Consider the following 25,044-nt stretch of genomic DNA (forward strand, 5'->3'; position numbering starts at 1 on the left):
AATGAGTGATAAGATATCTTTACTAGTGGCAGATGATCATCCTATACTTTTAAAAGGATTGGTGGATGAGTTGGAAACATTTAACTATAATGTAGTTGCGGCAGTAAATAATGGTGCAATGGCTTTAAGTGAAATAACTTCACTTAAACCTGAAGTAGCTATACTAGATATTCAAATGCCTTTACTTACAGGTTTTGAGGTCATTCAAAAAAGTAAAGACAAAAACCTAAATACAAAATTTATTATTCTCACCTCTCACAAAGAGAAAGGCTTTATTTTAAAAGCACAAAAATTAAATATTCATGGCTATATATTAAAAGATGAACCATCGGTAGAGCTTCATAAATGTATTCAAGCAGTAGCAAGTGGAGAAACCTATTTTAGTTCAGAATTTAAGCGTGTAAACCAAGATGAAGTATCACCAGAATTAGAAAAAATGAAGTTCTTATCTCCTTCAGAAAGAACCATTGTGCGTTTGGTTGCACAGGGTAATTCTTCAAAAGATATTGCAAATATTATTTCTATTTCTTCACGTACAGTAGAGAAGCATAGATCTAACATTATTAAAAAGTTAGATTTGACAAATGAGATGGATGCACTTTCTAATTGGGCACAGGAGCATAAGGATTTTATTCTTTCCATATAGTACTACGTAGGCCTACGTAGTTTTTACATAAACTACGTATTTTATTCGCTGTTAATATAAAATATCTTGCAGTAACAGTTAAAATCATTCGTTATGAAAGCTAGATATATCGTTGCCCTGTTTAGTTTAATATTTCAAATAACCATTGCGCAAGTGGGTATTGGAACTACAAGCCCTTCGGCAAGCTTAGATATTAAATCTTCTAGTCAAACGACACCAAGTAATACAGATGGACTATTAATTCCAAAAATAGATGAGTTTCCATCAAGTAACCCTGGCGTTAATCAAGATGGTATGCTGGTATATGCAACTGGTAATGGTGCGCCTGCCAAAGGGTTTTATTATTGGGATAACGCCACAACATCTTGGGTGTTTTTAATCGAAAAAAATTATGGAGACACCAATTACTTAGGTGCTAACCCAACAGGCTTGGAAGCTCTTGATGAAGGCAATGGTATAGGCTGGCGGTTAATAGATAAAAACCCTGCAAACTATGGAAATATAGGTTTAAATGCAGTAGATCATAGTCATTCAAATAGTGCAAGTGGTACTCGTGGAGCAACGGGTGAAAATTCTACTGCAATTGGATTAAATACTGAAGCATCTGGAATTAATGCATTTGCAATCGGGAATGGTACAATTGCTTCAGGTGATTATTCAATAGCATTGGGAGCTGGTACCAATGCATCGGTTATTCACTCTACGGCAATGGGCCTAAGTACAACAGCTTCTGGTATTACATCTACCGCATTGGGACGCAGCACAATTGCTTCTGGTGAAAATTCTACTGCAATGGGATTAAATACAGAAGCATCTGGTGTTAATTCAGTAGCAATGGGAAACCAAACAGAAGCTACTGCTAGTTTTTCGACTGCTATAGGATATAATAATGTTGGTGGAGGTAACACTACAGCTTGGGTATCTACAGACCCCTTGTTTGAAATTGGAAATGGAGTTTTTGGGAGTTCTAATGCGCTTACAGTTCTTAAAAATGGGACCATAACAGCACCATCCTTTGATATTTCTGAAATTACAAATAATAAAGCCTTAATAACAAAAGAATATGCTGATGCAAATTATATTGATGCAACATTTAGCGGCGACTATAACGACTTAACCAATCAACCAACAATAACAAACCCAACGGGCTTGGAGCGTATAGTTGATGATGGTGGTGGTACGGCTGGTTTTCGATTAATTGGACGTGATCTTACACGTCATGGTAGTCTTGGATTTGAAGCAGTTGATCTTTCTATTTCTAGTGAAGTGGTTACGCAAGCGACAGGAAATCCATATCGTGTTGGAAATGGTCCTATGGGAAATTATGCATTCACTTCCGGATTTAATTCCTCTGCAAAAGGTTATCTTGCTTCAGCTCACGGTTATGGTACAAGATCGGAAAGTGTAGGTGCATTTTCTATTGGTCTATTTAATGTTGGAGCCCCAGGAAATCCTACAGTTCATGTTGGAACTGATCCTATTTTTGAAGTAGGTAATGGATTAAGTAATACTTCAAGATCTAATGCCTTAACTATTTTAAAAAATGGTAATGTGGGTATTGGTACAACTACACCATCTTACCCATTGCATGTTACCTCATTTATTAATGGGCTTAATAGTGCACCAGCATACTACCTTAATGCTAGTGTTGGTTATGGTGCAAATGGTTCAGGATGGACGTACAGTATTGCGGCTTCAAGAGCTATGTTCTCATCTCTTGGTTTTGCAACGGGTTCTGATGAACGTATTAAAAACATCGTTGGTATTAGTGATAGCAAAGAGGATTTAAAAAGCCTAATGAATATAGAAATTACAGATTATAGCTTTAAAGATTATAAAATGAAAGGCGATATGGTGTCTAAAAAAGTTATAGCACAACAAGTAAAAGAAGTATTGCCAAATGCTGTAAATCTATCAACAGAGTTTATCCCTAACGTATACCAACTTGCTGCAGTAAAACAATTGAATAATGGAAATATGTCATTGCAATTTTCAAAGTCAATTTCGCTCTCAAAAGGAGATACCATTAAACTTGTTACTAAAGATAATATAGAGGTTTTGGCTGAAGTATTAAAAGTTTCAGAGAAGTCTTTAGTTATTAAAAAAACTATTAATGATTTTGGTAATCAAATATTTGTATTTGGTAGTCAAGTAGAAGATTTTCATAGTGTGGATTATGACGCCATTAGTATGTTGAACGTAAGTGCAACACAAGAACAACAAAAACGTATTGAGCAACAACAAAAAGAAATTGAGGCTTTAAAATTGAAATTGCAGAATTTTGAAACCTTATCGAGTAGGATTGAAAAAATAGAAGCACAACTAGCACCAACCAACCAAAAACTATAATTTTTAATAGTTAAAAACGCCTTGAGAAATCAAGGCGTTTTTTTGTAGTGGGTATGTAATTCTTGATGATTATTTTGTAAACGGTATAGCAACTCTTGTTTTTCCCCATCCCATGTGCATAAGTGCACCGTTATCTGATTCTTCAAAAGTAATTGAAAAGGCTTCTAAAAACTCACCTGAAGTTTTTGGTATGTCTATTCGAGCTACATCATTCGATTCTTTGTAGGAATATGCTCCCCAAACATTGATGTCTTTATTGATTATAATTGTCCACATTTCTTCGCCAGGAATAGTAAATAGCGAGTATGTTCCAGCATTTATTGTTTGTTCTCCCATTTTCATGTTCGTGTAAAATGTGATTTGAGCTGCTTCATTAGCACCTGTACGCCAAACTTTTCCATTAGGAGCTAATGAATTTAAATCTCTTCCTTTAAGTTGAGGTCTGCTATAAATTACTTTAACTAATTTATTGGATTCCTTATAGCTTGTTGGAAAAGAAGCTGCATCCATAGGACTCTTGTTTAATCCTTCAAAATCTTGCGCAGAAACATTCACGGCTAATAGCATGACGAATGCTACGGTAATTGTTGAAATAATTGATACTTTTTTCATTGAAATAGATTTTTCATTTTCACAATTGTGAAAAACGGTTAATTAATAGGTGTAAAATTATTGAATTGATAATCTTAAAGTCGAAAGGTTCTGTTAAAGTTTACAACATTAAGAAAATTATTGTTTTTCAGTATTTTTAAATTACAAATTATACATTAATATATTATATTGGTTATAATATGAAATTAAATTGGTCAATAAACTATTTATTGTTAAATTATATATCATATTTGTTTAATAATTATAACAAAATTTTGAATTATGTGCGGAATTGTATGTGCTTTTGATTTAAAACAAAATACAGAGGAATTAAGACCTCAAATATTAGAGATGGCAAAAACTATTCGTCATAGAGGACCTGATTGGAGTGGAATATTTGATAATTACAAAGCTATTTTAGCTCATGAACGATTGGCTATTGTCGACCCGACTTCAGGTAAACAACCCTTATTGAGTGAAGATAAAAAACTCATACTGGCAGCTAATGGCGAAATATATAATCATAGAGAATTGAGAAAGCAATTTCCTGATTACAAGTTTCAAACCGAAAGTGACTGTGAAGTGATTTTGGCACTATATAAGAAAAAAGGAGTTGATTTTGTTGATGACATGAACGGCATTTTTGGTTTTGCTATTTACGATGTTGATAAGGATGAATATTTTGTGGCACGAGACCATATGGGAATTATTCCTTTGTATATAGGTTGGGACAAGCATGGTACCTTTTATGTTGCTTCGGAACTTAAGGCTTTAGAAGGGGTTTGTTCAAAAATTGAATTATTTCCTCCGGGTCATTATCTATCAAGTAAAGATGGACAGCTAGTAAAATGGTACCAACGAGACTGGGAAGACTTTGAAGCCGTTAAAGACAATAGAACAGAAATTGCTAAAATTAGACAAGCATTAGAAGATGCTGTTCATAGACAACTTATGAGTGATGTGCCTTATGGTGTGCTGTTGTCAGGAGGTTTAGACTCGTCAATAACATCCGCAATTGCCAAAAAGTATGCTGAACGGCGTATTGAAGCAGATGACAAAGAACAAGCTTGGTGGCCGCAATTGCATAGTTTTTCGGTAGGATTAGAAGGATCACCAGATTTGGCTGCTGCTCGAAAAGTAGCAGACCATATAGGAACAGTTCATCACGAAATTAAATTCACCATTCAAGAAGGGTTAGATGCAATTCGTGATGTGATTTACAATTTAGAAACGTATGATATTACAACCATTCGCGCCAGCACACCAATGTATTTAATGGCTCGTGTTATTAAATCTATGGGGATAAAAATGGTTTTGTCTGGTGAAGGTGCAGACGAATTATTTGGTGGGTATTTATACTTTCATAAAGCACCAAATGCTCAAGAATTTCATGAAGAAACAGTCAGAAAATTAAGCAAACTTCATATGTACGATTGTTTACGTGCCAATAAGAGTTTAGCGGCTTGGGGTATAGAAGGTCGTGTGCCGTTTTTAGATAAAGAATTTATGGATGTAGCTATGCGAATCAACCCGGAAGATAAAATGATAAATGGTGAACGCATGGAAAAATGGGTAATTCGTAAAGCGTTTGAAGATATGTTACCAGAAAGTGTAGCTTGGAGACAAAAAGAACAATTTAGTGATGGTGTGGGCTATAGTTGGATTGATACCTTAAAAGAAGTGGTAGAAAGGGGTGTTTCAGATGATCAAATGGCCAATGCGCATTTCCGATTCCCAATACAAACTCCACAAAACAAAGAAGAGTTTTATTATCGCTCCATTTTTGAAGACCATTTTTCAAGTGATGCTGCGGCTAAATGCGTACCACAGGAACCTAGTGTAGCCTGCAGTACAAAAATAGCTTTAGAGTGGGATGAAGCCTTCAAGAACATGAACGACCCATCTGGAAGAGCAGTCGCGAAAGTACACGATGATGCTTATTAATTAATGTGTTCGTAAATTATTGAAAGCCAGTTTTTAAACTGGCTTTTTTATTTCAAAAAATGGTTATCTTTAGACATTAACCAACCAATAAGATTTCCGTTTTACGGTAAAATTGTATATGATTAAATTCTTCAGACGAATACGTCAAAATCTTCTTGTAGAGAGTAATAACTCAAAATATTTTAAATACGCTATTGGTGAAATCGTTCTTGTGGTGATTGGAATTTTGATTGCATTGCAGATTAATAACTGGAATGAAAACCGAAAAAGCAACCAGTTTCAAACCAAAATTTTAAAAGAAATTAAAACTTCTATACAACTAGATTTAGAACGAAATCAATCCATATTGGAAGAGCGAATATTACCGAAAAGAAAGGGAATAGAGAACTTGATAAAAAATATGCACAGTAATGAAAAAGCACATGATAGTATTATTAGAAAGAATTTTAATGATGCAAGTACAGGTATACTTTTTACATATGATAAAGGTGCATACGAATCTTTAAAAGCAATAGGTTTAGATAAAATAACTAATGATTCTTTAAGAAATAGATTGATCCGTTTTTATGAAAACTGGTTGCCACGTGGTAAAGAACTCATTAGAGAATATAACGAAACATATTCTCAAAGAATTAAGTTACGTGAAAAGGTTCTTGAACTTAGCTATGTAAATGGAAAAACTTGGTACGTAAGAGCTCGGTTAAATACAAAGGACTTAAAATCTAATAAAGACTTACTGAAATTACTGGATATTGAAGGTGATATTTATTGGAATAACTATAGAGTAATAGTACCAATTATTAAAGAAGCCAAAGATATCATTTCACTTATTGATAAAACAATATAAAACAATGATTAAATTCTTTAGACATATCCGCAAATCACTTCTAGAACAAAATAAAACGGGTAAGTATTTCAAATACGCCATTGGTGAAATTATCCTCGTTGTTATTGGAATTCTAATAGCATTACAAGTTAGTAATTGGAATAATAACAATCAGCTAAAGAAAATTCAAATAAAATATCTACAAGAAATTGCAAATAATTTACAAACTGACCTAGGAGATGTTAGGTTTAATATAGAATTTAATAAGATTAGACTGAAAGCCTGTCAAGTCGTTTTGCAAAGCCTAAATGAGCAGGATGTGTATTCAGACTCGTTAGATGTTTATTACGGAAGTCTGCTATATACCACAAGATCTGTTGTGAATTATAGTGCCTATGAAACTCTGAAATCTCGCGGACTTGAAATTATTTCAAATGATGATTTACGACAGACTATTACGAAGCTTTATTCTTTTCATTATCAAAATGTCATTGATTTTGAAATTCAAGACGATCATGCATTACAATATCAAATTGTTATGCCAGCTGTGTTAAAGAGAATTTCTGTGAAGAAAGATTTAAGCAAAGACCTCAAAGCAGGTGAGCAGTTAGGCAGACCAATAAATTTTGAAGCCCTCAAAAAAGACGAAGAATTTAAAAATGCATTAGTCATGAATGAAGATTTGAGAGTATATATGTTAAATAACTACAGAAATTTGGAAGCGAAAGTATTAGAGTGTTTAGACCAAATAAATATAGAATTAATGAATTTAAATGATTAATTTTTTTCGAAAAATACGCTTAAACCTTATGAGTGAAAACAAAACTGGTAAATACATCAAATACGCTATTGGTGAAATTGTTCTGGTTGTTATAGGTATTTTGATTGCCTTGCAAATAAATAATTGGAACGAAAGTCGAAAAAAAATACAACTAGAAATAAGTATCTTAAAGGATATAAAAAGTGACCTTAAAGATAATATTAGTAATTTAACAGAAGGCATTAAGCATACAAAATCCAGCCTATCTAATAATACAAAAATCATAGAATTTTACGAAAACAAAACGCCCTTTAATGACAGTTTGCTGGTTTATTTTTCTAATTTCTCGGGTTATTGGGACCCGGATTTCACCTATGCTGGATTTGAAAACCTTAAAAGTATTGGCGTCAATCTAATATCTAGTACACCATTAAGAAGAGAAATTATCAATCTCATTGAAGTTGAAATGGACATTTTGGATAATTCAGACATGTCAAGTATGAATCAAATTAATACAACATTATTTCTACCACTTGCAAAAAAGTATCTACGTAGAAATATAACACTCAACCAGGAATATTTGCCGTATGTTCCTACTGATTACGAAACCATGATGCAAGATGAAGAATTTTATAATGTTTGTACAGAAATAGGCTACAGGCAGTTAAGGTCATATAAAAGATTTGAAAACTTTAATAAAAAGGCCAATAACCTAATTTCTAAAATAGATCAAGAAATAGAAAAACTCGAAAAATGATTAAATTCTTTCGCCACATACGGCAGTCATTACTAATGGAAAATAAAACCAGTAAATATATTAAGTATGCTATTGGAGAAATTGTTCTGGTTGTCATCGGCATTTTATTGGCACTTCAAATAAATAATTGGAACTCAAAAAGGCTTATGAAATCGAGCAATAAGGTCTTTTTGGAGAAAATTATTAACGATTTAGAAATGAATAAAAATCGTATGAAGATTTTAGCTTTTGAATCTGCTGAACTACCAAAAAATTATATACCATTAGAAAAGGCACTCTCTAACTGTGACTCATTATTTAAATTAACGTATCGAGGTTTGCAAGAATCTGATTTGGAATTTATTTTAAATAACAATCTGGGTGCTGGCGGAGCCTATTTAAATTTACATAATAGTACATATGAGGAATTAATTAATACAGGAAAGCTCTATACTATCGGGTCTGATTCACTAATAAATGCTATTAAAAAATATTATAAGCGCTGTGAAAGAGAGGAATTGTATAACAAAGGAAATTCAGAAACTATGCGCGAGGGATTCCGTATTATGCGAGATGGGTATTATAAAATGATACTTGACTATAATAAAGACAGTCTAAATTTTAAAATTAATAACTACACTTGGTTTTTTGATAAAAATTCAGAAAAATACCAAAACATACAAATTGGTTTGGCTTTAATTGAAGGTGGTCAACAGACTAATTTCAAAAAGATGGAACAAATTATTAACTATTCTGATAGCTTAATTTTTGCTATTAATAAAGAATTGAAAGACTAACCATGATTAAAGTTTTCAGAAAAATCCGATTTAAACTTATGGAAACAGGAAAAACAGGTAAGTATTTCAAATACGCTATAGGAGAGATTATACTAGTGGTTATAGGTATTTTAATTGCACTTCAAGTAAATAATTGGAACGAAAAAAGAAAGTTAGATAACTATGAAAAACAACTACTCATTCAGCTTAAAAATGATCTAGAGCGAAATTCTGGAGATTTAAAATTCAATATAAGAATGCAAGAAAATTTGATAGAATCTTCGGATGTAATAGTAAATCATATAAACAAAAAATTGCCATATTCAGATACTCTAAAAGTTCATTTTGCTAATACTGCTGTTTGGACAAAATTTATTGTTAATGCTGGGGCGTATAAAACTATTGAATCTAAAGGATTAGACCTAATATCTGATTTGGAATTGAGAGATTTGATATTTAGAATATATGAAGGCAACCTCAATTGGTTGCGCCAAATGGAACAAACTGCAATTGACCAAATTGAAGATTTTAGAATCAACAAAGCTTCAAATTATTTTAGTGTATGGTATCCTATTCAAATTACAGATGGAAAATATGTTAGCGGAACAGCTCAAGTAACAGATTATGAAAGCATATTAAATGATAACGCCTATAAGTATTATATTAATGCAATAAAGAATCACACCGAAGTTTTGCATCATATTTCAAAAGGATATTTAGATGATAATTTACAGGGTATAGAGCAGATTAATGCTGTTTTAAATTTAGAATCAAATGATTAAATTTTTTCGTCATATCAGAAAATCATTACTCATGGAAAACAAAACATCCAAGTATTTTAAATACGCCATTGGTGAAATTGTCCTTGTCGTTATTGGAATTCTAATAGCGCTTCAAATTAATAACTGGAATGAATTACGCAAAGAACGACTTAAAGAAATAAATTATCTTCAAAACTTAAAATCTGATTTAGAAAGTGAACTTAAGAATAATAAGGAATTTGCAGATTATAGATTCAAAAAAGCTAAAGCTAGTTCTCTATTGTTAAACTCAATGGCGCCAAATTCTATTGAAGCTGTTCAAGATTACACCGATACGTATGAGCTTGTTTTTATATGGAATACGTTTGTTCCTAATAATAATACATTTAAAGAACTATTAAGTTCAGGAAATTTGAGCTTGATAAAAAACGATTCTATAAAAAACGGGTTATTAGAATTAGAAAAACTTTATGCAGGTATTGAAACGGGAGAACATCATATGAGGAGGGAATATGAGGTATATTTATATGATACGCATGTTAATAACGTAAGCGCGCTCAATTTTTTTGATTTAAAACAACCGGCTTATGGATTCCCCAGACGATTAAGTAGTGATGAAATTGCAATTTCTAATCATGCTAAACTTATAGAAGATGCGAAGTGGCAGCATAACAATGAAATTTTTAATAATGGATTAAGGCTTGCTTTTATGAATAATAGTTTTCTGGCTGGTTTGCATCAAGATTTAGTGCATTTTATTGAAAACCTAATACAATTAATTGATACAGAAATAAATGATTAAGTTTTTTAGAAAAATCAGATATGACCTAATGAATCAAAACAAGACTGCAAAGTACTTTAAATATGCCATTGGCGAAATCATCCTTGTGGTTATTGGTATTTTAATTGCACTTCAAATAAATAACTGGAATCAACGAAGTAAAGAACAAAAACTAGAACAAAACTATGTAGAGTTACTTACGCAAGACTTACAGTCCGATGCTGAGAATCTTACAGATTTGGTAATGGTTTCAAACAAAATTGTGAATTCAAAACACATATTGCTCGACTATTTTGATGGTAAAACGGGAAAACCAGATTCACTATCTATTCACTTTTTGAGGGCCATATTTAGTAGTATCCAAAATTTTGTTCCTAACAAAGGAGCCATAGAAGAAGTGAAAAATGCTGGTGGACTTTCGCTCATCAAAGATGAAATGTTAAGGAGTCAAATACTAAAGCTTTACAATGCCTATGACAGTATGGAAGAAAACACAGGCAAAAATTATGTTGAAAATAGGAATATTATGCGAGATTTAGTTTATGAAAAAACTAATGGCAGATTATTTATTACCCATGAAATCATAGATCAAAATCTACTCAATGACATAATCAAAGATAATGAAATACAAAACAGGCTCGTAAATAACTTTGCCTTAAGTAATAATCAGGAGCTAAAAGAACTACTACAATTAAATATTGAAACAATAGAAATTTGTACTGATTACATACAGCAGTTAAATGATTAAATTCTTCCGTCATATACGTCAATCTCTAATTATGGAAAATAAAACAGGAAAGTACTTTAAATACGCCATCGGCGAAATTATCCTTGTTGTCATTGGTATTTTAATTGCCTTGCAGATCAATAATTGGAATGAAGGGCGAAAAAACAGCTATATGCTGGGTCAATACACCAACAATTTAATTGAAGATTTAAGAAAAGATAGCCTAGATTTAAGCCAAAGAATAAAAGGTATTAAGGCAGATTCTATGCTTTTAAGTAGTTTTGAAAAGCGCGTTTCTAATTCTACGAAACCATTGGATACTATACTCAAAATTGCGAGGTATGATTATGGTTATTACATATGGATAAAAGGTGACTATAATAACGACACCTATGAAGTGCTTAACTCTACAGGAGATATTGGTTTATTTAGTAGCGATATAATTAATGATTTAAATGCCTTGCATAATCTTCAAGAATCCGCTTTAGATGCCAATGCACATACATTGGAGAGTTACCTTGCTAATATTCACACCTATGCCCAAAAATACCCAGTTCCTTTTCAGTCTAATTTAATTGCAAATGGCACTATTGCAGCTGATATTATTTGGGAACAAATTTCAACAAGAGATCATGCTACTGAATTTAACGCATTGGTTTTGGCAAAAGGAGATTCTTATAGGTTATCATTACGTGTTTTACCTATAGTTTTGGAAAAGACGAATACGTTATTGGCTAAATTTAGAAAAATGCAAGTTCAAAATGATTAAATTCTTCCGTAAAATCCGTCAAAATTTACTTATGGAAAATAAAACAGGTAAATACATTAAATATGCCATTGGGGAAATTGTTCTTGTTGTTTTTGGTATATTGATAGCACTTCAAGTTAACACTTGGTATGAAGCTTCCAAAAAAAATAAGCTCAAACAAGTCTATGTTCAAAATTTAATAAATGATCTCACTAAAGATACCATTCAATTAAATGCAAGACTCAAAGAGAATGAAGAGCGCTTTGTAAAGCATTCAGATTCTTTGTTGGCAGTTATTAAAGAACCAATAACAAAAGCCAAAGATGTTAAAAATATGGCTCAAATTTCGGGGTTAATAGGTTTGAGAACAATGAATACGTATAATACTAATACGCTTAACATTTTAACTTCTACTGGCAATATTGATTTGTTTGAGGATTTTATTATTCAAGAAATTATGGAGCTTAATCGGCTTCAAGCATTTGAGATTGGGGTTTCTAACGGTAATAGAAATTCCTATTTTAGCCTTTATAGTAGTTATAAGGAAAATTATGTTTTGGGTGAGGATATAAATCAAGCACTAGCTGAACAGCTTTGGGCAAATGTTGATCCAGTTAAACTTGCACCACAATACATAAATGCCTTATTGGTAAATAACCATGCGATTAATCGTTACCTTGGTTTAACTAAAGAGGTTTTAGCAAAGACAGAGGAGCTTTTAGATATCTTGAATGCTCAAAAAGATAAGCATGATTAAATTCTTTCGCCATATACGCCAATCTCTAATTATGAAAAATCAAACAGGTAAATACATTAAATACGCTATAGGTGAAATTATTCTTGTAGTAATAGGTATTCTGATTGCGCTTCAAATTAATAATTGGAATGAAAACAGAAAAAACACCTCTAAAGAAACACAATTTTTAAAAAATTTTTATGCAGATCTAAAAGCAAATAAAGTAGAGCTTGATCGTGTAATAAAGAAAACTGAATTTACGTCTAAATCTGCAGACTCTATTTTGAAATTAAAAGCAGGAGAGTTAGCTTCATTAAGCTTAATGAGTTACGTTAGATGCATGATGAATGCTACAGGGTTTACCGTATATCAATCGCAAGAAGGTACCATACAAGATATATTAGGCTCTGGTAAATTAGATGTTATAACTAATGATAGTTTGCGACTAGCCATCGGGTCGTGGCAAGCACATTTAAAGATTATTAGAGAATGGGAAACTATAGATAAAAAAACATATAATATATATAGCGATTACTTACATGAACATGCTAATCTTTATAAAATTGGCGATAAACGTGAACTTCCAATCGATGACCTTCTTAAAAATCAATTCATGAACGATAAAGTATTTCTTAATCGATTAAGAGATCGCGAACGAATACCAAAAATCCTTAATCGGCTTTATAATAATGAAATTTTAAGATTAGATAATTTAATGAGTCAAATTGACGCTGAATTAAAAAAATAAGCCTGAAAATCCCATAAACATTGTAAATGACAGATAGGTGACATTTAAATGGCGTGTAAAAAACCAACATAACACTGTAAGTTTGTACCATCAAAATGATACAAAATGAAACATCCATCACTTAAAGAAAATTTACTTTACCAACGTAAGTTAAAAGGCTTAACTCAAGATGAATTGGCCGAAAAAACAACAGTTGGTGTACGAACCATTCAACGAATTGAGAAAGGCGAAGTACAGCCGCATTTACAGACTGTAAAATTACTTGCAGTAGGATTAGATATTGAAGTTGACGACTTAATTGTTCTAGATAATCCTAAAGAAGAAGCCATACAACGTAAATGGATGCTGTTACTGCATGCATCGCCTTTTTTTGGATTAGTTATTCCATTTGCAAATGTATTATTTCCATTATTCACGTGGATGAGTAAAGCAGAAGACAATGAAATTTATGATAAACATGGTCGCGCAGTTGTGAACTTTCATTGTACAATAAACCTATTGGTCATTATTTCATTACTCCTGTTTTTTCTAATTCCAGGTGTTAATTTTTTCGTTACGGGAGCCGTTTTTCTGTTCGGTATAATTATAAGTCTTAAAAATGTGATGTCTGCATTAGGTTCGCAAACTTGTTACTACCCACTTTCGATACCTTTTTTAAAAACAAAATAGTTTAACCTTTTAAATTTAATTACAATGTTAGGATTATTAGTTATAATAATAGTCTCATGGGTGCTCCTACACCTTATTGAGAAAAAAAATATCGATGTTTTAGGAATTGTTCCAAGCTTTAAAAGTTTAGGTCAATTTGCTCTAGGGTTTTTAGTTATTTCAATTATTGTATTGCTAAACATTTTTTTTGAAACTCAAATTTTAAATGTAGAATGGGAATCAAAAACAATAGATTACGCTATATTTTTCAATGCTTTTTTATACCATTTAAAGTCAGCCCTTACCGAAGATTTAGTATTTAGAGGTGCCATTCTTTATATTTTAATTAATAGGCTAGGGGCAAAATGGGGAGTGCTCATTTCAGCTCTGTGTTTTGGGATCTACCATGTGTTTTCTTATGGAATGGCAAGTGATAGAATTGTTCCAATCCTTTATGTTATTATCATTACTGGATTTACTGGTTACGTATGGGCATATACGTTTTATAAGACAAAATCTATAATGATGGGTTTAGGGTTTCATTTGGGTGTAAACTTAATAAATGCATGTTTTTTCGAGTCTCAACCTTATGGCGAATTAATTTTCACAGAAGTTTCTAGAATTAATATTTCTGAATGGAATAACTTTTTGTTTCTAATTTTTAAAGGTTTGTTTCCATCTATTTTCACTTTAATTTTTATAAAATATTTGCTAAAATCAAGCTAAAATTGTAGCATTTACTTATTAATTAAATCACCTATTGAGGCGTGAAAAATGAGTTCTAACGCATTATTGTAATTGTTGCTTTTGTAAGATTGATATAAAACAGATGAAATCTATTTTAAGCCACTTTTCAAGCAATTTAAGCCACTTTTAAGTAATTAACAAATGTTGATAAAAACAAATCAAACCATCAGAAAAGCTTTTTAAAAGCCTCTTTTATTCGTATATTTGTAAGTATTCGGAATGATGCAAAAGCGTCATTTTTTTATTATAAATAACAAAAGATTTAAACACATAAATTCATGAGCGAAAAAAAGGAAGAATTTAATAAGCACAATTACTCGGCTGACAGTATTCAGGCTTTAGAAGGTATGGAGCATGTGCGTATGCGTCCATCCATGTATATTGGTGATGTTGGAACTAGAGGTTTACACCATTTAGTTTATGAAGTAGTAGATAACTCTATTGATGAGGCTTTAGCTGGGCATTGTGATAATATTACCGTTACAATAAACGAAGACAACTCGATTACAACAGAAGATGATGGTCGTGGTATTCCTGTAGATTTACATAAAAAAGAAGGTGTTTCAGCTCTTGAAGTTGTAATGACTAAAATTGGAGCAGGTGGTAAGTTCGATAAAGATTCTTATAAAGTTTCTGGTGGATTACATGGTGTTGGTGTTAGTTGTGTAAATGCTCTTTCTGAACACTTAAAAGCTACCGTATATCGTAATGGGAAAATTTGGGAACAAGAATATGAACGTGGTAAAACACTATATCCAGTAAAAGAAATTGGAGATACTGATAAGAGAGGAACAACTGTTACCTTTAAACCTGATTCAACCATTTTTACTCAAACTTTAGAATATAGTTATGATACCTTGGCAAGTCGTTTGCGTGAATTAGCCTATTTAAATAAAGGGATTACAATTCATTTAATTGATAAACGTCATAAAAACGATGATGGTAAATTTGAAGGTGAAACATTCCACTCTGAAGAAGGGTTAAAAGAATTTATTAAGTTTTTAGATGGTAACCGCGAACCATTAATGCAAGATGTAATTGCTTTTGAAGGCGAAAAGAATGGTGTGCCTGTAGAGGTTGCTATGGTTTACAATACTTCTTATGCTGAAAATTTACATTCTTATGTTAATAACATTAATACGCATGAAGGTGGAACACATTTGTCAGGTTTTCGTCGTGGTTTAACACATACCCTTAAAAAATATGCTGATGAATCTGGTATGTTGGATAAGTTGAAATTTGATATAGCAGGTGATGATTTTCGTGAAGGCCTTACAGCAATTATATCGGTAAAAGTTCAAGAGCCTCAATTTGAAGGGCAAACAAAAACCAAACTCGGGAATAGAGAAGTTTCAGCTTCTGTTAGTCAGGCAGTGTCTGAAATGTTAACCGATTACCTAGAAGAACATCCTGACGATGCTAAAACCATTGTGCAAAAAGTTATTCTTGCGGCACAAGCGAGACACGCGGCTCAAAAAGCACGTGAAATGGTTCAACGTAAAACGGTGATGAGTATTGGTGGCTTGCCTGGGAAATTGAGTGATTGTTCTGAACAAGATCCAGCAAAATGTGAAGTGTTCTTGGTTGAGGGTGATTCGGCAGGTGGGACAGCCAAAGCAGGTCGTGATAGAAACTTTCAAGCTATTCTACCATTACGTGGAAAAATCTTGAACGTGGAAAAAGCGATGACGCATAAGGTCTTTGAAAACGAAGAAATAAAAAATATATATACAGCTCTTGGAGTTACCATAGGAACTGAAGAAGATAGTAAAGCACTTAACTTATCTAAGCTACGTTATCATAAAGTGGTTATTATGTGTGATGCCGATATTGATGGTAGTCACATTGCAACACTTATCTTAACCTTCTTCTTTAGGTATATGAGAGAACTCATTGAAGCAGGACACATTTATATTGCAACACCACCTTTATATTTGGTTAAGAAAGGTAGTAAAAAACGCTATGCTTGGTCGGATAAAGAGCGCGATGAAATTGCTGAAGAATTTGGTGGTAGTGTTGGTATTCAACGTTATAAGGGTCTTGGTGAGATGAATGCTATTCAACTTTGGGATACAACCATGGATCCAGACTTTAGAACATTGCGTCAAGTTCAAATTGATAATGGAGGAGAAGCAGATAGAATATTCTCAATGCTAATGGGTGACGAAGTGCCACCACGTAGAGAGTTTATTGAGAAAAATGCTATTTATGCTAACATTGATGCGTAAACTCACAATTTTATTTTGTTTGTTTTCTACTCTTGTACACGCGCAATTAGAGGAAGTAGGCGAAGTAGCTGATGATTTAATTATTCTTACAGAACAATATATTTCACCAGCTGCTGAAGCTTCAGTTTATCAGGCATCAGGTGGTTGGTATTCAAACTTTACACCCAAAAATTTGTTTGATGTTGAGGTGTCATTACAATACAACATGTTGTTTGTCCCCAATAAGTATAAAACGTTTTTAGTAAATGAAGCTGAATTACAAAATATAGGTATACAAGGTTCAGCAACTACTGCAGAAATCCCAACAGCTCTAGGTGGCGATGCTGTGGTTGTTTTGGAAGGACAAATTGGTGATGAAACGTTTGAATTTGATTCGCCAGAAGGAATTGGTCAAGAAACAGTTAAACACGGTCAAATTCAGGCTACTATAGGTTTGTGGAAACAAACCAATTTTATTGTCAGATACTCACCTAATATCAATATTAATGATACGGACTATAGCTCTTTTGGCATTGGTGTTGCACATCATTTAAATCAGTGGATAAAGCCTTTAAAAGAAAGTACTTATCATTTTGGAATTTTAGCCACATACACCAATTATTCCGTTGAAGATGAATTTAATGAAGCCGATTTGATTTTAGCAACTATAAGCGGAATTAAGGTTGAGGGTGACTCTTTTGGTTTTAATTTGGTAGCTTCAAAATCAGTTAAGCAGTTTGATTTTTCAGCGGCTCTAGGATTTTCTCATACAAAATTTGACTATCAAGTTACAGGTGCTAATGTGGTTGAGAGTTTGGATATATTAGGTTTTTTAAATGAATCTTTAGGCCAAGTGGATAATACTAATACTAATGTTAAGTTCGATATTAATGTAAATTACAGGATTAAAGATTTTTCATTCAACACCATGTTAACGTTTGGAGAATTTGCTAACTTGAATATGGCCGTTAACTATAATATCAACTGATTTTTTTATCTGAATAAGAATATAAAAGCCACTTAAAAAAACTTTTTAAGTGGCTTTTTCGTACATATGATTAAACCTACTTAAATAAATATGATGAAAAAACATGCTTTAATTTTTGTATCTTTTTGTTTAGTTTTTGTTTCTCAAGCCCAAAACAATATTGATGATTTGTTAGCTGCTGGAATTGATGATGCCAAGCGATTTAGTACTGACTATCTTGCACCAGGAAGTGAAGGATTGGCCTATAGTATCAACAATGGATGGTTTAATCACGGTAAAGGTCAGAAACAGTTTGGACTAGAAATAAGTTTAATTGCAAATACATCTTTCATTTCTGATAGTAAAAAATCATTTGAAATGGTTGCAGCTGACTATGAAAACATCCGTTTTTCAGACAATAGCACATCTAAAACAGTGGCATCTTCTCTAGGTCATAATGAACCTGATGTTACAGTGATTATAACATATGATGATCCAATTTTTGGAAATCAAGAAGTAGCGCTTACTTTGCCAACAGGAATAGGTTCAGAAGGTGTTGATATTATCCCTTCGGCTTATTTACAAGTCGGATTTTCACCTTTTAGAGGAACACAACTTAAAGGACGTTATTTTCCAAGTATTGAAACCGAAGATGTGAAAACAAACTTATATGGTTTAGGTTTACAACAAGATTTTACCGCTTGGTTTCCCAAAGAACGATTATTTCCTATAGCAATTTCTGGGCTAGTAGCTTATACGCACTTAAATGGAAGTTATGATTTTACTGATGAAGGTATTGTTGAAGGCAATAATCAGCAAGTGAAAACTAAAATCAACTCCTTTTTGTTTGAAGTCATTGCTTCCACAAAGTTTAAGGTACTCAATGCTTATGCAGGTTTTGGTTACTTAACAGCAAATTCTGAAACAGATTTGCTAGGAACTTATATTGTAACCGATGGGTTACTTTTTTCAGAAGAAATTAGAGATCCTTTCTCAATAGATGAAAAAGTTTCAGGAGTTCGAACAACCATAGGAGCTAATGTAAAACTTGGTTTTTTTGCAGTAAATTTAGATTATACCATCGCAGAGTTCAATAGTGCCTCACTAGGATTGAATTTTTCATTTTAGTTTTCATTAAATCTTCAAACAATTGTGGTTTAAAAATGTTAAATTTGCTGAAATTTAAATAATTCTTAAACTAAAAAATTACATACATGAAAGTTACAGTAGTTGGAGCAGGAGCAGTGGGAGCCAGTTGCGCAGAATACATTGCTATTAAAGATTTTGCAAGCGAAGTTGTTTTATTAGATATCAAAGAGGGTTTTGCTGAAGGTAAAGCAATGGACTTAATGCAAACGGCTTCATTAAATGGTTTTGACACAAAAATTACAGGAATAACTAATGACTATTCAGCAACGGCTAATAGTGATATTTGTGTAATTACTTCTGGTATTCCAAGAAAACCTGGTATGACTCGTGAAGAGTTGATAGGTATCAATGCTGGAATTGTAAAATCTGTTTCTTCAAGTTTAATAGAGCATTCTCCAAACACCATTATTATTGTGGTTAGTAATCCTATGGACACCATGACGTATTTGGTTCATAAAACTACAGGTTTACCAAAGACAAGAATTATTGGAATGGGAGGAGCTTTAGACTCTGCACGTTTCAAATACAGACTAGCTGAAGCATTAGGAGCACCAATAAGTGACGTAGATGGCATGGTAATTGGAGGTCATAGTGATGTTGGGATGGTTCCTTTAACACGTTTGGCAACTCGAAATAGTGTATTAGTTTCTGAATTTTTATCAGAAGACAGATTAAATCAAGTAAAGGAAGATACTAAAGTAGGTGGCGCAACGCTAACTAAATTATTGGGAACATCAGCTTGGTATGCACCTGGAGCAGCTGTTAGTGGATTGGTTCAAGCTATCGCTTGTGATCAGAAAAAAATGTTTCCGTGTTCAGCATTATTAGAAGGCGAGTATGGATTAAATGATATTTGTATTGGTGCTCCGGTAATTCTGGGTAAAAACGGTATTGAAAAAATAGTGGAGATTAATTTAACTGATGCTGAAAAAGAACACATGCAAACAAGTGCAGAAGGCGTTAGAAAAACAAATGGTCTTCTTGAATTATAGGAATAATAAAGTAACAAAGTTGTGATACTAGCACTAAAACAACTTAATTAATAATTAAATTTTAAAAAATAAATCAAATGAAAAAATTACTTTTTGTTTTAGTATGTGTCTTTAGCTTATCAACATTTGCTCAAGAATCAATTTCTGAAGGTGTAGCGAAGTCTAAGCAAACCATGACTAGTGATAATGAACAAGTTCAGGCTCAACTGGATATGGTTGGTGAGGTGCTGACTACAACTTACTTTAAGAACAATAACACACGCTCTGAAACTTTTAATTTAATGTCAGGTAATTCTATTACGATTATGGATTCAGATAGTAAAGAAATGTTAATCATGATGGACAACCAAATGGTTGGTAAAAAGTATATGACAAAAAACATGGAGCCTGGTGAGGAAGATATGAAAAATGTAACCATTGAAAAAGGTGACGAAACCAAAACAATTTTAGGTTACGAATGTCAAGAATACAACCTCACTGTCAATAAGGATGGAGCAGAAGTAAAAATGGATATGTATGTAACTGATAAGATTTCTGCAATATCTAATCAAGCTGTTCAAATGGGTACTAAAGTAGAAGGCTTTCCATTATATATGGAAATGACCATGTCTCAAATGGGAATGAATATTAAAATAACTCATGAGGTTACAGAAATTAATAAAGAAACTGTTTCTGACGATAAATTTGATATGACACCTCTTGAAGGTTATGAAAAAACTGACAAATTGATGGGCATGTAGTCGTTAAACTACTGTTAAACCTATTAAATAGACATTATAAATAAAGACTGTAGAAATACAGTCTTTATTTTTTATATTTGGCGCATGAATGTGAAACCACGTATCTATATTTTTATCCTTATACTAACCTTTTTAGGTGCTGCTAGCCAACAGCAAGAAAGTGTTGTAAATCAGGAATTGGTTTTACATTTTGCAGATGTCAAAATTACTTCACAAGAAGCTCAAAATACTATTTCAACTGTCAAGGATGAGCTTGAACTATTGGGTATTGACAATATTCAGGTCAAAAGTGAAAATCAAGGCAAACTTATTATTACCTATTATAGTAACGTTGACGTTGCTAGTTTAAAGAAAATATTATCTGAAAAGAAGCATCTCAAACTTCAATACCCACAAGATAATCAACAGGTGCCTTCAGGTAATAATCAAATTGGGTATGATTTTGATATTTATGAGATTAATAATTCACATGACCAAGATTCTGGTTTTGATAACTGTATTCTTGTAGAAAAGTCGCAAAACGAACGATATATAGATCCTAATACTTTTCTGACTGCTACAATAATGAATGTCAGAAAAGATAATACCTTAAAAGAAACACTTCACATTTGGAAGTATATTGAAACATCAATTAGTAATCTTTCATATGCTTTCCCAGAGGTTCGGGCTGGTCCTTTTGCCTAAAGGAATTCTTAACACTAAATAAAAGTTCCATTTTATATTCAAATCTTAATAATGTAATCATTTCATTGGTTGTTACAATTTAAGGTAGCTTGCATCAGTTAAGTGCAAAGCTTTTAAATCATTTTTATCATTAAAAATTAATTGTCAAATTATATAGTAAATTCTATATTTGCTCGGTTTTAAAAAATTTGACCACTAAAATATATAACAATGCAAAATAAAGGATTAGTAAAGCTGTTTGCAGTTTTGTTTGGATTGGTAAGTATTTATCAATTATCATTTACATTTAAAGCAAATAGTATTGAAGAAACTGCTCAAGTAGTTTCAAATGGCGATGAGGTAAAAGAGCGCCAATATTTAGATTCTTTGGCCAACGAAGAAGTTTTTGATTTAGGTGTCGCTAACTACACGTACAACGAGGTTAAGGAAAATGCCATGAACCTAGGTTTAGACCTAAAAGGTGGTGTAAGTGTTATTCTTCAAGTTTCAGTTAAAGATATCTTGAAAGGTCTTGCTAATTATAGTAAAGACCCAGTTTTTAATAAAGCATTAGATGATGCTTCAGAATTACAAAAAAATAGTCAAAATGATTTTGTTGAAGACTTTTTCATTGCTTTTGATGCAATTAAAGGTGATACAAAGTTAGCTTCTCCTGACATTTTCTATACAAGAGCCCTTGATGGTGAAATAGAAGGTTCAATGACAGATGATGAAGTCAAGCCTATAATTAGAAGAAAGATAGATGAGTCAATTGTATCAGCTTTTGAAGTATTACGTAAGCGTATTGATGAATTTGGGGTTACTTCACCTAGTATTCAGCGTTTGGGTAGTTCTGGGCGTATTTTGGTTGAATTACCAGGTGTGAAAGATAAAGAACGTGCTCTAAAATTATTGCAAAGTACGGCACAATTAGAGTTTTGGGATGTTTACAAGCGCGACTTATTTGGACAGTTTTTAGTTGCGGCTAATAATTTATTGAAAGACTTAGAGACTCCAGAAGAAGAAACTTCGACAGACGAAGTTGATCAGCAAGAAGCTGAAGATACTTCGGAAGATGATGCGATTGCAGATTTATTAGGGTCCGATCCTGATTCTACTGCAGTTGAAACGGTTAATCCATTACGTGATTTATTATTTCAATCTCCAAACCCAGCTGTTTTGGCAGTTGTAAATATAAAAGATAAAGATAAGGTTACAGAATACTTAAACATGCCGCAAGTAAGAGCATTATTGCCAGCTGAACAGCGTAGTGTGAAATTTGTATTTGGAAAACCAGCTAAAGATAGCGAGGTTGTTGATTTGTATGCTTTAATTGGTAATAGAGATAATGTACCGCCTTTAAGTGGTGCAGTAGTTACGGATGCTAGACAGGAGTATGATGCTGTTGGGAACCCAACTGTGTCTATGCAAATGAATGCAAAAGGAGCAAAAATCTGGGAAGAAATGACTGGTCGTGCTTTTACACAAGGAACTCAAATTGCCATTGCTTTAGATAATGTGGTATATTCGGCACCAGGTGTAACAACAGGGCCAATTTCTGGTGGTAATTCTTCAATTTCTGGAAATTTCACACTTAATGAAGCAACCGATTTAGCTAATGTTTTACGTGCTGGTAAGTTACCTGCTTCGGCTGATATAATTCAAGGTGAAGTAGTTGGGCCCTCATTAGGTCAAGAAGCTATAGACAGTGGTAAAATGTCATTCTTAATAGCATTAGGACTGGTATTAGTTTGGATGTTCTTGTATTACGGAAAAGCTGGATTGTTTGCTGACATCGCTATGTTATTCAATATTTTGTTGATATTTGGTGTGCTTTCTGGATTAGGCGCTGTGTTAACCTTACCTGGAATTGCTGGTATTGTATTAACAATAGGTATGTCAGTTGATGCCAACGTGCTTATCTTTGAGCGTATTCGTGAAGAATTGGCAAAAGGTAAGGGTATGAAAGAATCCATTGCAGATGGATTTAGTAATGCATTATCGTCTATTTTAGATGCCAATATTACAACTGGTTTAACGGCGTTAATATTATTCATTTTTGGTACAGGACCAATTAAAGGTTTTGCAACGACGTTATTAATTGGTATTGGTACGTCATTATTCACGGCAATATTTATCACACGTTTATTAGTAGATTGGTATGCCGAAAGAGGTGGAACATTAGACTTTAGTACAGCTATTACTAAAAATCTATTTAGAAATATCAGTATCAATTTCCTTAAGAAAAGAAAAGCAGCCTATGTAATTTCGGGTGTTTTAATTCTTTTAAGTTTAGGATCATTATTTACTAATGGTTTAGATCAGGGTGTTGATTTTGTTGGAGGTCGTACCTATCAAGTACGGTTTGCTCAAGATGTAAGTGCTAACGAAATTTCATCTGCTTTGTCTGATGCTTTCGGGAGTGCTGAAGCAAAAACATTTGGTAGTGCTAATCAATTAAAGATTACGACTAAATATAAAGTGAATGAAACTGATAATGCGGTTGATGAAGAAATAAGAAACGCATTGTATAATGAATTGCAACCTTATTTTGAAGGGGTTTCTTATGAGGAATTTATAAGTGATGACCAAGATAAGACTGTTGGATTAATGAAATATTACAAGGTGAGTCCAACCATTGCCGATGATATTAAACAAGCATCTTTCTGGGCAATTTTAGGTTCATTAATTGTTGTATTCCTATATATTTTATTCCGTTTTAAAAGATGGCAATTCTCTTTAGGTGCAGTTGCTGCTGTGTTCCATGATGTATTAATTGTATTAGGTGTATTCTCCTTGACTTATAAATACATGCCTTTTAGTATGGAAATTGACCAAGCATTTATTGCAGCAATATTGACTGTAATTGGTTACTCTTTAAATGATACCGTGGTTGTGTTTGATAGAATTCGTGAATTCTTTAATGAACACACTTCTTGGCCTTTCAATAAAGTGATTAATTCATCATTGAGTAGTACCTTGAGTAGAACATTGAATACCTCTTTAACAACTTTAGTTGTGTTACTAGCTATATTTATTTTTGGTGGTGATTCTATTAGAGGATTTATGTTTGCATTAATAGTTGGTGTAATAGTAGGTACATATTCATCTATGTTTATTGCAACACCTTTAATGTATGACTCTGTTAAAAAAGGAGATGCTACAGATGCTTTAAAGAACAAAGTAAAAGAAGAAGATTTGGAAGAGGCAAAAGCTTAATTCAGTCTTTAATATATATCTAAAAAGCCTTTTTGATAATTTCAAAAAGGCTTTTTATTTAAATAGCAAGTTGTAATAATTTTAAAATTTAGTATAGCTTATTTTATCACCAACCTGTAGTTGCCATTTTTGTACTAAACCAGCGTTAACCTCCAAAACATATTTTGCTGGAGCATTAGAGGGTAAGGAGCTTTCGTCTAAAGGACTAGCATTTTCTTGAAAACTAACAATAGTCTGTTCCTCATCCAAATAAATGATGTCTAGCGAAAACCGTGTGTTTTTCATATAAAAAGAGCGTGGTCGTGAATCTGGGAAAACGAATAACATACCATGGTTATCTTTCATAGATTCTCGATACATAAGTCCTGTTTGAGTTTCAAATTCATTATCGGCAATTTCTATATCAATCTTATTGATTATAGAATCATTTGAAGCTTTTAATAACTTCAACTCTCCTTCTTTTTTAAAAGTGACCTTCTTTTGTTTTACATGTTTTGTTTCTTCTTTACAAGATGTAGCGGGAAATAAAATTATAGATCCAACAGTCAAACAAATCACTCTTAAATAGCGTTTAATCATAACT

24 protein-coding genes are annotated in these 25,044 nt (G+C 32.6%); 22 read left to right on the forward strand and 2 right to left on the reverse strand.

Annotated elements, in window-relative coordinates:
* The first annotated feature begins 1 nt into the window (after window position 1).
* A complete protein-coding gene (locus tag C1S72_RS14190; RefSeq protein ID WP_104736403.1) occupies window positions 2-646 on the forward strand; it encodes a response regulator in 645 nt (214 codons plus the stop codon).
* Between the two features lie 93 nt (window positions 647-739).
* Window positions 740-2,995, forward strand: coding sequence for a tail fiber domain-containing protein (locus tag C1S72_RS14195; RefSeq protein WP_104736404.1), 2,256 nt, complete (start codon window positions 740-742; stop codon window positions 2,993-2,995).
* Window positions 2,996-3,064: 69 nt separating this feature from the next.
* Here C1S72_RS14195 and C1S72_RS14200 read toward each other — a convergent pair whose 3' ends face one another.
* Entirely contained in the window at window positions 3,065-3,607 is a 543-nt protein-coding gene (locus C1S72_RS14200; protein WP_104736405.1) for a DUF2911 domain-containing protein, read from the reverse strand.
* A gap of 261 nt (window positions 3,608-3,868) precedes the next feature.
* Here C1S72_RS14200 and asnB point away from each other — a divergent pair, with 261 nt between their 5' ends.
* The 20 genes from asnB (at window position 3,869) to secDF (ending at window position 24,461) form a co-directional block, all read left to right on the forward strand.
* Window positions 3,869-5,530 carry an asparagine synthase B gene (gene asnB / locus C1S72_RS14205; protein ID WP_104736406.1) on the forward strand — a complete coding sequence of 554 codons (1,662 nt, stop codon included), beginning with the start codon at window positions 3,869-3,871 and terminating at the stop codon, window positions 5,528-5,530.
* A 118-nt stretch (window positions 5,531-5,648) separates the two neighbouring features.
* Window positions 5,649-6,377: a DUF6090 family protein gene (locus tag C1S72_RS14210; protein WP_104736407.1), complete on the forward strand. Its 729-nt coding sequence runs from the start codon at window positions 5,649-5,651 to the stop codon at window positions 6,375-6,377.
* A gap of 4 nt (window positions 6,378-6,381) precedes the next feature.
* Window positions 6,382-7,137 (forward strand): DUF6090 family protein, encoded by a 756-nt coding sequence (locus tag C1S72_RS14215; protein WP_162920002.1) that lies wholly within the window; start codon window positions 6,382-6,384, stop codon window positions 7,135-7,137.
* A gap of 28 nt (window positions 7,138-7,165) precedes the next feature.
* Window positions 7,166-7,873, forward strand: a complete 708-nt coding sequence (locus C1S72_RS14220) for a DUF6090 family protein (RefSeq protein ID WP_162920003.1) — start codon at window positions 7,166-7,168, stop codon at window positions 7,871-7,873.
* The gene (locus C1S72_RS14550; protein ID WP_104736410.1) at window positions 7,870-8,649 is read left to right on the forward strand and encodes a DUF6090 family protein; all 780 of its coding nucleotides are present in this window, start codon (window positions 7,870-7,872) and stop codon (window positions 8,647-8,649) included. Before C1S72_RS14220 ends, C1S72_RS14550 begins: the two co-directional genes overlap by 4 nt.
* A 2-nt stretch (window positions 8,650-8,651) precedes the next feature.
* A complete protein-coding gene (locus C1S72_RS14230; protein ID WP_104736411.1) occupies window positions 8,652-9,410 on the forward strand; it encodes a DUF6090 family protein in 759 nt (252 codons plus the stop codon).
* A gap of 31 nt (window positions 9,411-9,441) precedes the next feature.
* On the forward strand, window positions 9,442-10,191 hold the full coding sequence (locus C1S72_RS14235; RefSeq protein WP_205527100.1) for a DUF6090 family protein: 750 nt from the start codon (window positions 9,442-9,444) through the stop codon (window positions 10,189-10,191).
* Between the two features lie 28 nt (window positions 10,192-10,219).
* Window positions 10,220-10,918: a DUF6090 family protein gene (locus C1S72_RS14240; protein ID WP_162920004.1), complete on the forward strand. Its 699-nt coding sequence runs from the start codon at window positions 10,220-10,222 to the stop codon at window positions 10,916-10,918.
* On the forward strand, window positions 10,911-11,666 hold the full coding sequence (locus tag C1S72_RS14245) for a DUF6090 family protein (protein ID WP_104736414.1): 756 nt from the start codon (window positions 10,911-10,913) through the stop codon (window positions 11,664-11,666). The genes C1S72_RS14240 and C1S72_RS14245 overlap by 8 nt, the downstream gene beginning before the upstream one ends.
* Entirely contained in the window at window positions 11,659-12,402 is a 744-nt protein-coding gene (locus tag C1S72_RS14250; RefSeq protein WP_104736415.1) for a DUF6090 family protein, read from the forward strand. Before C1S72_RS14245 ends, C1S72_RS14250 begins: the two co-directional genes overlap by 8 nt.
* A 31-nt stretch (window positions 12,403-12,433) precedes the next feature.
* On the forward strand, window positions 12,434-13,129 hold the full coding sequence (locus tag C1S72_RS14255; protein WP_162920000.1) for a DUF6090 family protein: 696 nt from the start codon (window positions 12,434-12,436) through the stop codon (window positions 13,127-13,129).
* 105 nt (window positions 13,130-13,234) lie between these two features.
* The gene (locus C1S72_RS14260) at window positions 13,235-13,798 is read left to right on the forward strand and encodes a helix-turn-helix domain-containing protein (protein ID WP_104736417.1); all 564 of its coding nucleotides are present in this window, start codon (window positions 13,235-13,237) and stop codon (window positions 13,796-13,798) included.
* A gap of 24 nt (window positions 13,799-13,822) precedes the next feature.
* Complete coding sequence (locus C1S72_RS14265) at window positions 13,823-14,503, forward strand: CPBP family intramembrane glutamic endopeptidase (RefSeq protein ID WP_104736418.1); 681 nt, start codon at window positions 13,823-13,825, stop codon at window positions 14,501-14,503.
* Window positions 14,504-14,802: 299 nt separating this feature from the next.
* The gene (gene gyrB / locus C1S72_RS14270) at window positions 14,803-16,752 is read left to right on the forward strand and encodes a DNA topoisomerase (ATP-hydrolyzing) subunit B (protein WP_104736419.1); all 1,950 of its coding nucleotides are present in this window, start codon (window positions 14,803-14,805) and stop codon (window positions 16,750-16,752) included.
* Entirely contained in the window at window positions 16,745-17,719 is a 975-nt protein-coding gene (locus C1S72_RS14275; protein WP_104736420.1) for a DUF6588 family protein, read from the forward strand. The genes gyrB and C1S72_RS14275 overlap by 8 nt, the downstream gene beginning before the upstream one ends.
* 90 nt (window positions 17,720-17,809) lie before the next feature.
* Window positions 17,810-18,826 carry a DUF6588 family protein gene (locus C1S72_RS14280; protein ID WP_230401669.1) on the forward strand — a complete coding sequence of 339 codons (1,017 nt, stop codon included), beginning with the start codon at window positions 17,810-17,812 and terminating at the stop codon, window positions 18,824-18,826.
* An 86-nt stretch (window positions 18,827-18,912) separates the two neighbouring features.
* Window positions 18,913-19,839: a malate dehydrogenase gene (gene mdh, locus C1S72_RS14285; protein ID WP_104736421.1), complete on the forward strand. Its 927-nt coding sequence runs from the start codon at window positions 18,913-18,915 to the stop codon at window positions 19,837-19,839.
* Window positions 19,840-19,916: 77 nt separating this feature from the next.
* Window positions 19,917-20,579, forward strand: coding sequence for a hypothetical protein (locus C1S72_RS14290; protein ID WP_104736422.1), 663 nt, complete (start codon window positions 19,917-19,919; stop codon window positions 20,577-20,579).
* 84 nt (window positions 20,580-20,663) lie between these two features.
* Window positions 20,664-21,263: a hypothetical protein gene (locus C1S72_RS14295; RefSeq protein ID WP_104736423.1), complete on the forward strand. Its 600-nt coding sequence runs from the start codon at window positions 20,664-20,666 to the stop codon at window positions 21,261-21,263.
* 210 nt (window positions 21,264-21,473) lie between these two features.
* Window positions 21,474-24,461 (forward strand): protein translocase subunit SecDF, encoded by a 2,988-nt coding sequence (gene secDF, locus C1S72_RS14300; protein WP_104736424.1) that lies wholly within the window; start codon window positions 21,474-21,476, stop codon window positions 24,459-24,461.
* 81 nt (window positions 24,462-24,542) lie between these two features.
* Here the strand turns inward: secDF and C1S72_RS14305 are convergent, their stop codons facing one another.
* Window positions 24,543-25,040, reverse strand: a complete 498-nt coding sequence (locus C1S72_RS14305; RefSeq protein ID WP_104736425.1) for a DUF192 domain-containing protein — start codon at window positions 25,038-25,040, stop codon at window positions 24,543-24,545.
* Window positions 25,041-25,044 lie beyond the last annotated feature (4 nt).

Origin of the sequence: Hanstruepera ponticola (genome assembly GCF_002940745.1) — a bacterium.
In the GTDB taxonomy this organism is placed as follows: Bacteria; Bacteroidota; Bacteroidia; order Flavobacteriales; family Flavobacteriaceae; genus Hanstruepera; species Hanstruepera ponticola.

What these genes read in the sequence shown, in the direction of transcription:
- C1S72_RS14275 (WP_104736420.1), top strand. Translation starts at nt 16,745, where the DNA reads ATGCGTAAACTCACAATTTTATTTTGTTTGTTTTCTACTCTTGTACAC.
- gyrB (WP_104736419.1), top strand. Translation starts at nt 14,803, where the DNA reads ATGAGCGAAAAAAAGGAAGAATTTAATAAGCACAATTACTCGGCTGAC.
- C1S72_RS14245 (WP_104736414.1), top strand. Translation starts at nt 10,911, where the DNA reads ATGATTAAATTCTTCCGTCATATACGTCAATCTCTAATTATGGAAAAT.
- C1S72_RS14290 (WP_104736422.1), top strand. Translation starts at nt 19,917, where the DNA reads ATGAAAAAATTACTTTTTGTTTTAGTATGTGTCTTTAGCTTATCAACA.
- C1S72_RS14295 (WP_104736423.1), top strand. Translation starts at nt 20,664, where the DNA reads ATGAATGTGAAACCACGTATCTATATTTTTATCCTTATACTAACCTTT.
- C1S72_RS14280 (WP_230401669.1), top strand. Translation starts at nt 17,810, where the DNA reads ATGATGAAAAAACATGCTTTAATTTTTGTATCTTTTTGTTTAGTTTTT.
- asnB (WP_104736406.1), top strand. Translation starts at nt 3,869, where the DNA reads ATGTGCGGAATTGTATGTGCTTTTGATTTAAAACAAAATACAGAGGAA.
- C1S72_RS14250 (WP_104736415.1), top strand. Translation starts at nt 11,659, where the DNA reads ATGATTAAATTCTTCCGTAAAATCCGTCAAAATTTACTTATGGAAAAT.
- C1S72_RS14550 (WP_104736410.1), top strand. Translation starts at nt 7,870, where the DNA reads ATGATTAAATTCTTTCGCCACATACGGCAGTCATTACTAATGGAAAAT.
- C1S72_RS14200 (WP_104736405.1), bottom strand. Translation starts at nt 3,607, where the DNA reads ATGAAAAAAGTATCAATTATTTCAACAATTACCGTAGCATTCGTCATG.
- C1S72_RS14240 (WP_162920004.1), top strand. Translation starts at nt 10,220, where the DNA reads ATGAATCAAAACAAGACTGCAAAGTACTTTAAATATGCCATTGGCGAA.
- C1S72_RS14190 (WP_104736403.1), top strand. Translation starts at nt 2, where the DNA reads ATGAGTGATAAGATATCTTTACTAGTGGCAGATGATCATCCTATACTT.
- C1S72_RS14265 (WP_104736418.1), top strand. Translation starts at nt 13,823, where the DNA reads ATGTTAGGATTATTAGTTATAATAATAGTCTCATGGGTGCTCCTACAC.
- C1S72_RS14215 (WP_162920002.1), top strand. Translation starts at nt 6,382, where the DNA reads ATGATTAAATTCTTTAGACATATCCGCAAATCACTTCTAGAACAAAAT.
- C1S72_RS14255 (WP_162920000.1), top strand. Translation starts at nt 12,434, where the DNA reads ATGAAAAATCAAACAGGTAAATACATTAAATACGCTATAGGTGAAATT.
- C1S72_RS14220 (WP_162920003.1), top strand. Translation starts at nt 7,166, where the DNA reads ATGAGTGAAAACAAAACTGGTAAATACATCAAATACGCTATTGGTGAA.
- C1S72_RS14260 (WP_104736417.1), top strand. Translation starts at nt 13,235, where the DNA reads ATGAAACATCCATCACTTAAAGAAAATTTACTTTACCAACGTAAGTTA.
- mdh (WP_104736421.1), top strand. Translation starts at nt 18,913, where the DNA reads ATGAAAGTTACAGTAGTTGGAGCAGGAGCAGTGGGAGCCAGTTGCGCA.
- C1S72_RS14210 (WP_104736407.1), top strand. Translation starts at nt 5,649, where the DNA reads ATGATTAAATTCTTCAGACGAATACGTCAAAATCTTCTTGTAGAGAGT.
- C1S72_RS14230 (WP_104736411.1), top strand. Translation starts at nt 8,652, where the DNA reads ATGATTAAAGTTTTCAGAAAAATCCGATTTAAACTTATGGAAACAGGA.
- secDF (WP_104736424.1), top strand. Translation starts at nt 21,474, where the DNA reads ATGCAAAATAAAGGATTAGTAAAGCTGTTTGCAGTTTTGTTTGGATTG.
- C1S72_RS14195 (WP_104736404.1), top strand. Translation starts at nt 740, where the DNA reads ATGAAAGCTAGATATATCGTTGCCCTGTTTAGTTTAATATTTCAAATA.
- C1S72_RS14235 (WP_205527100.1), top strand. Translation starts at nt 9,442, where the DNA reads ATGGAAAACAAAACATCCAAGTATTTTAAATACGCCATTGGTGAAATT.
- C1S72_RS14305 (WP_104736425.1), bottom strand. Translation starts at nt 25,040, where the DNA reads ATGATTAAACGCTATTTAAGAGTGATTTGTTTGACTGTTGGATCTATA.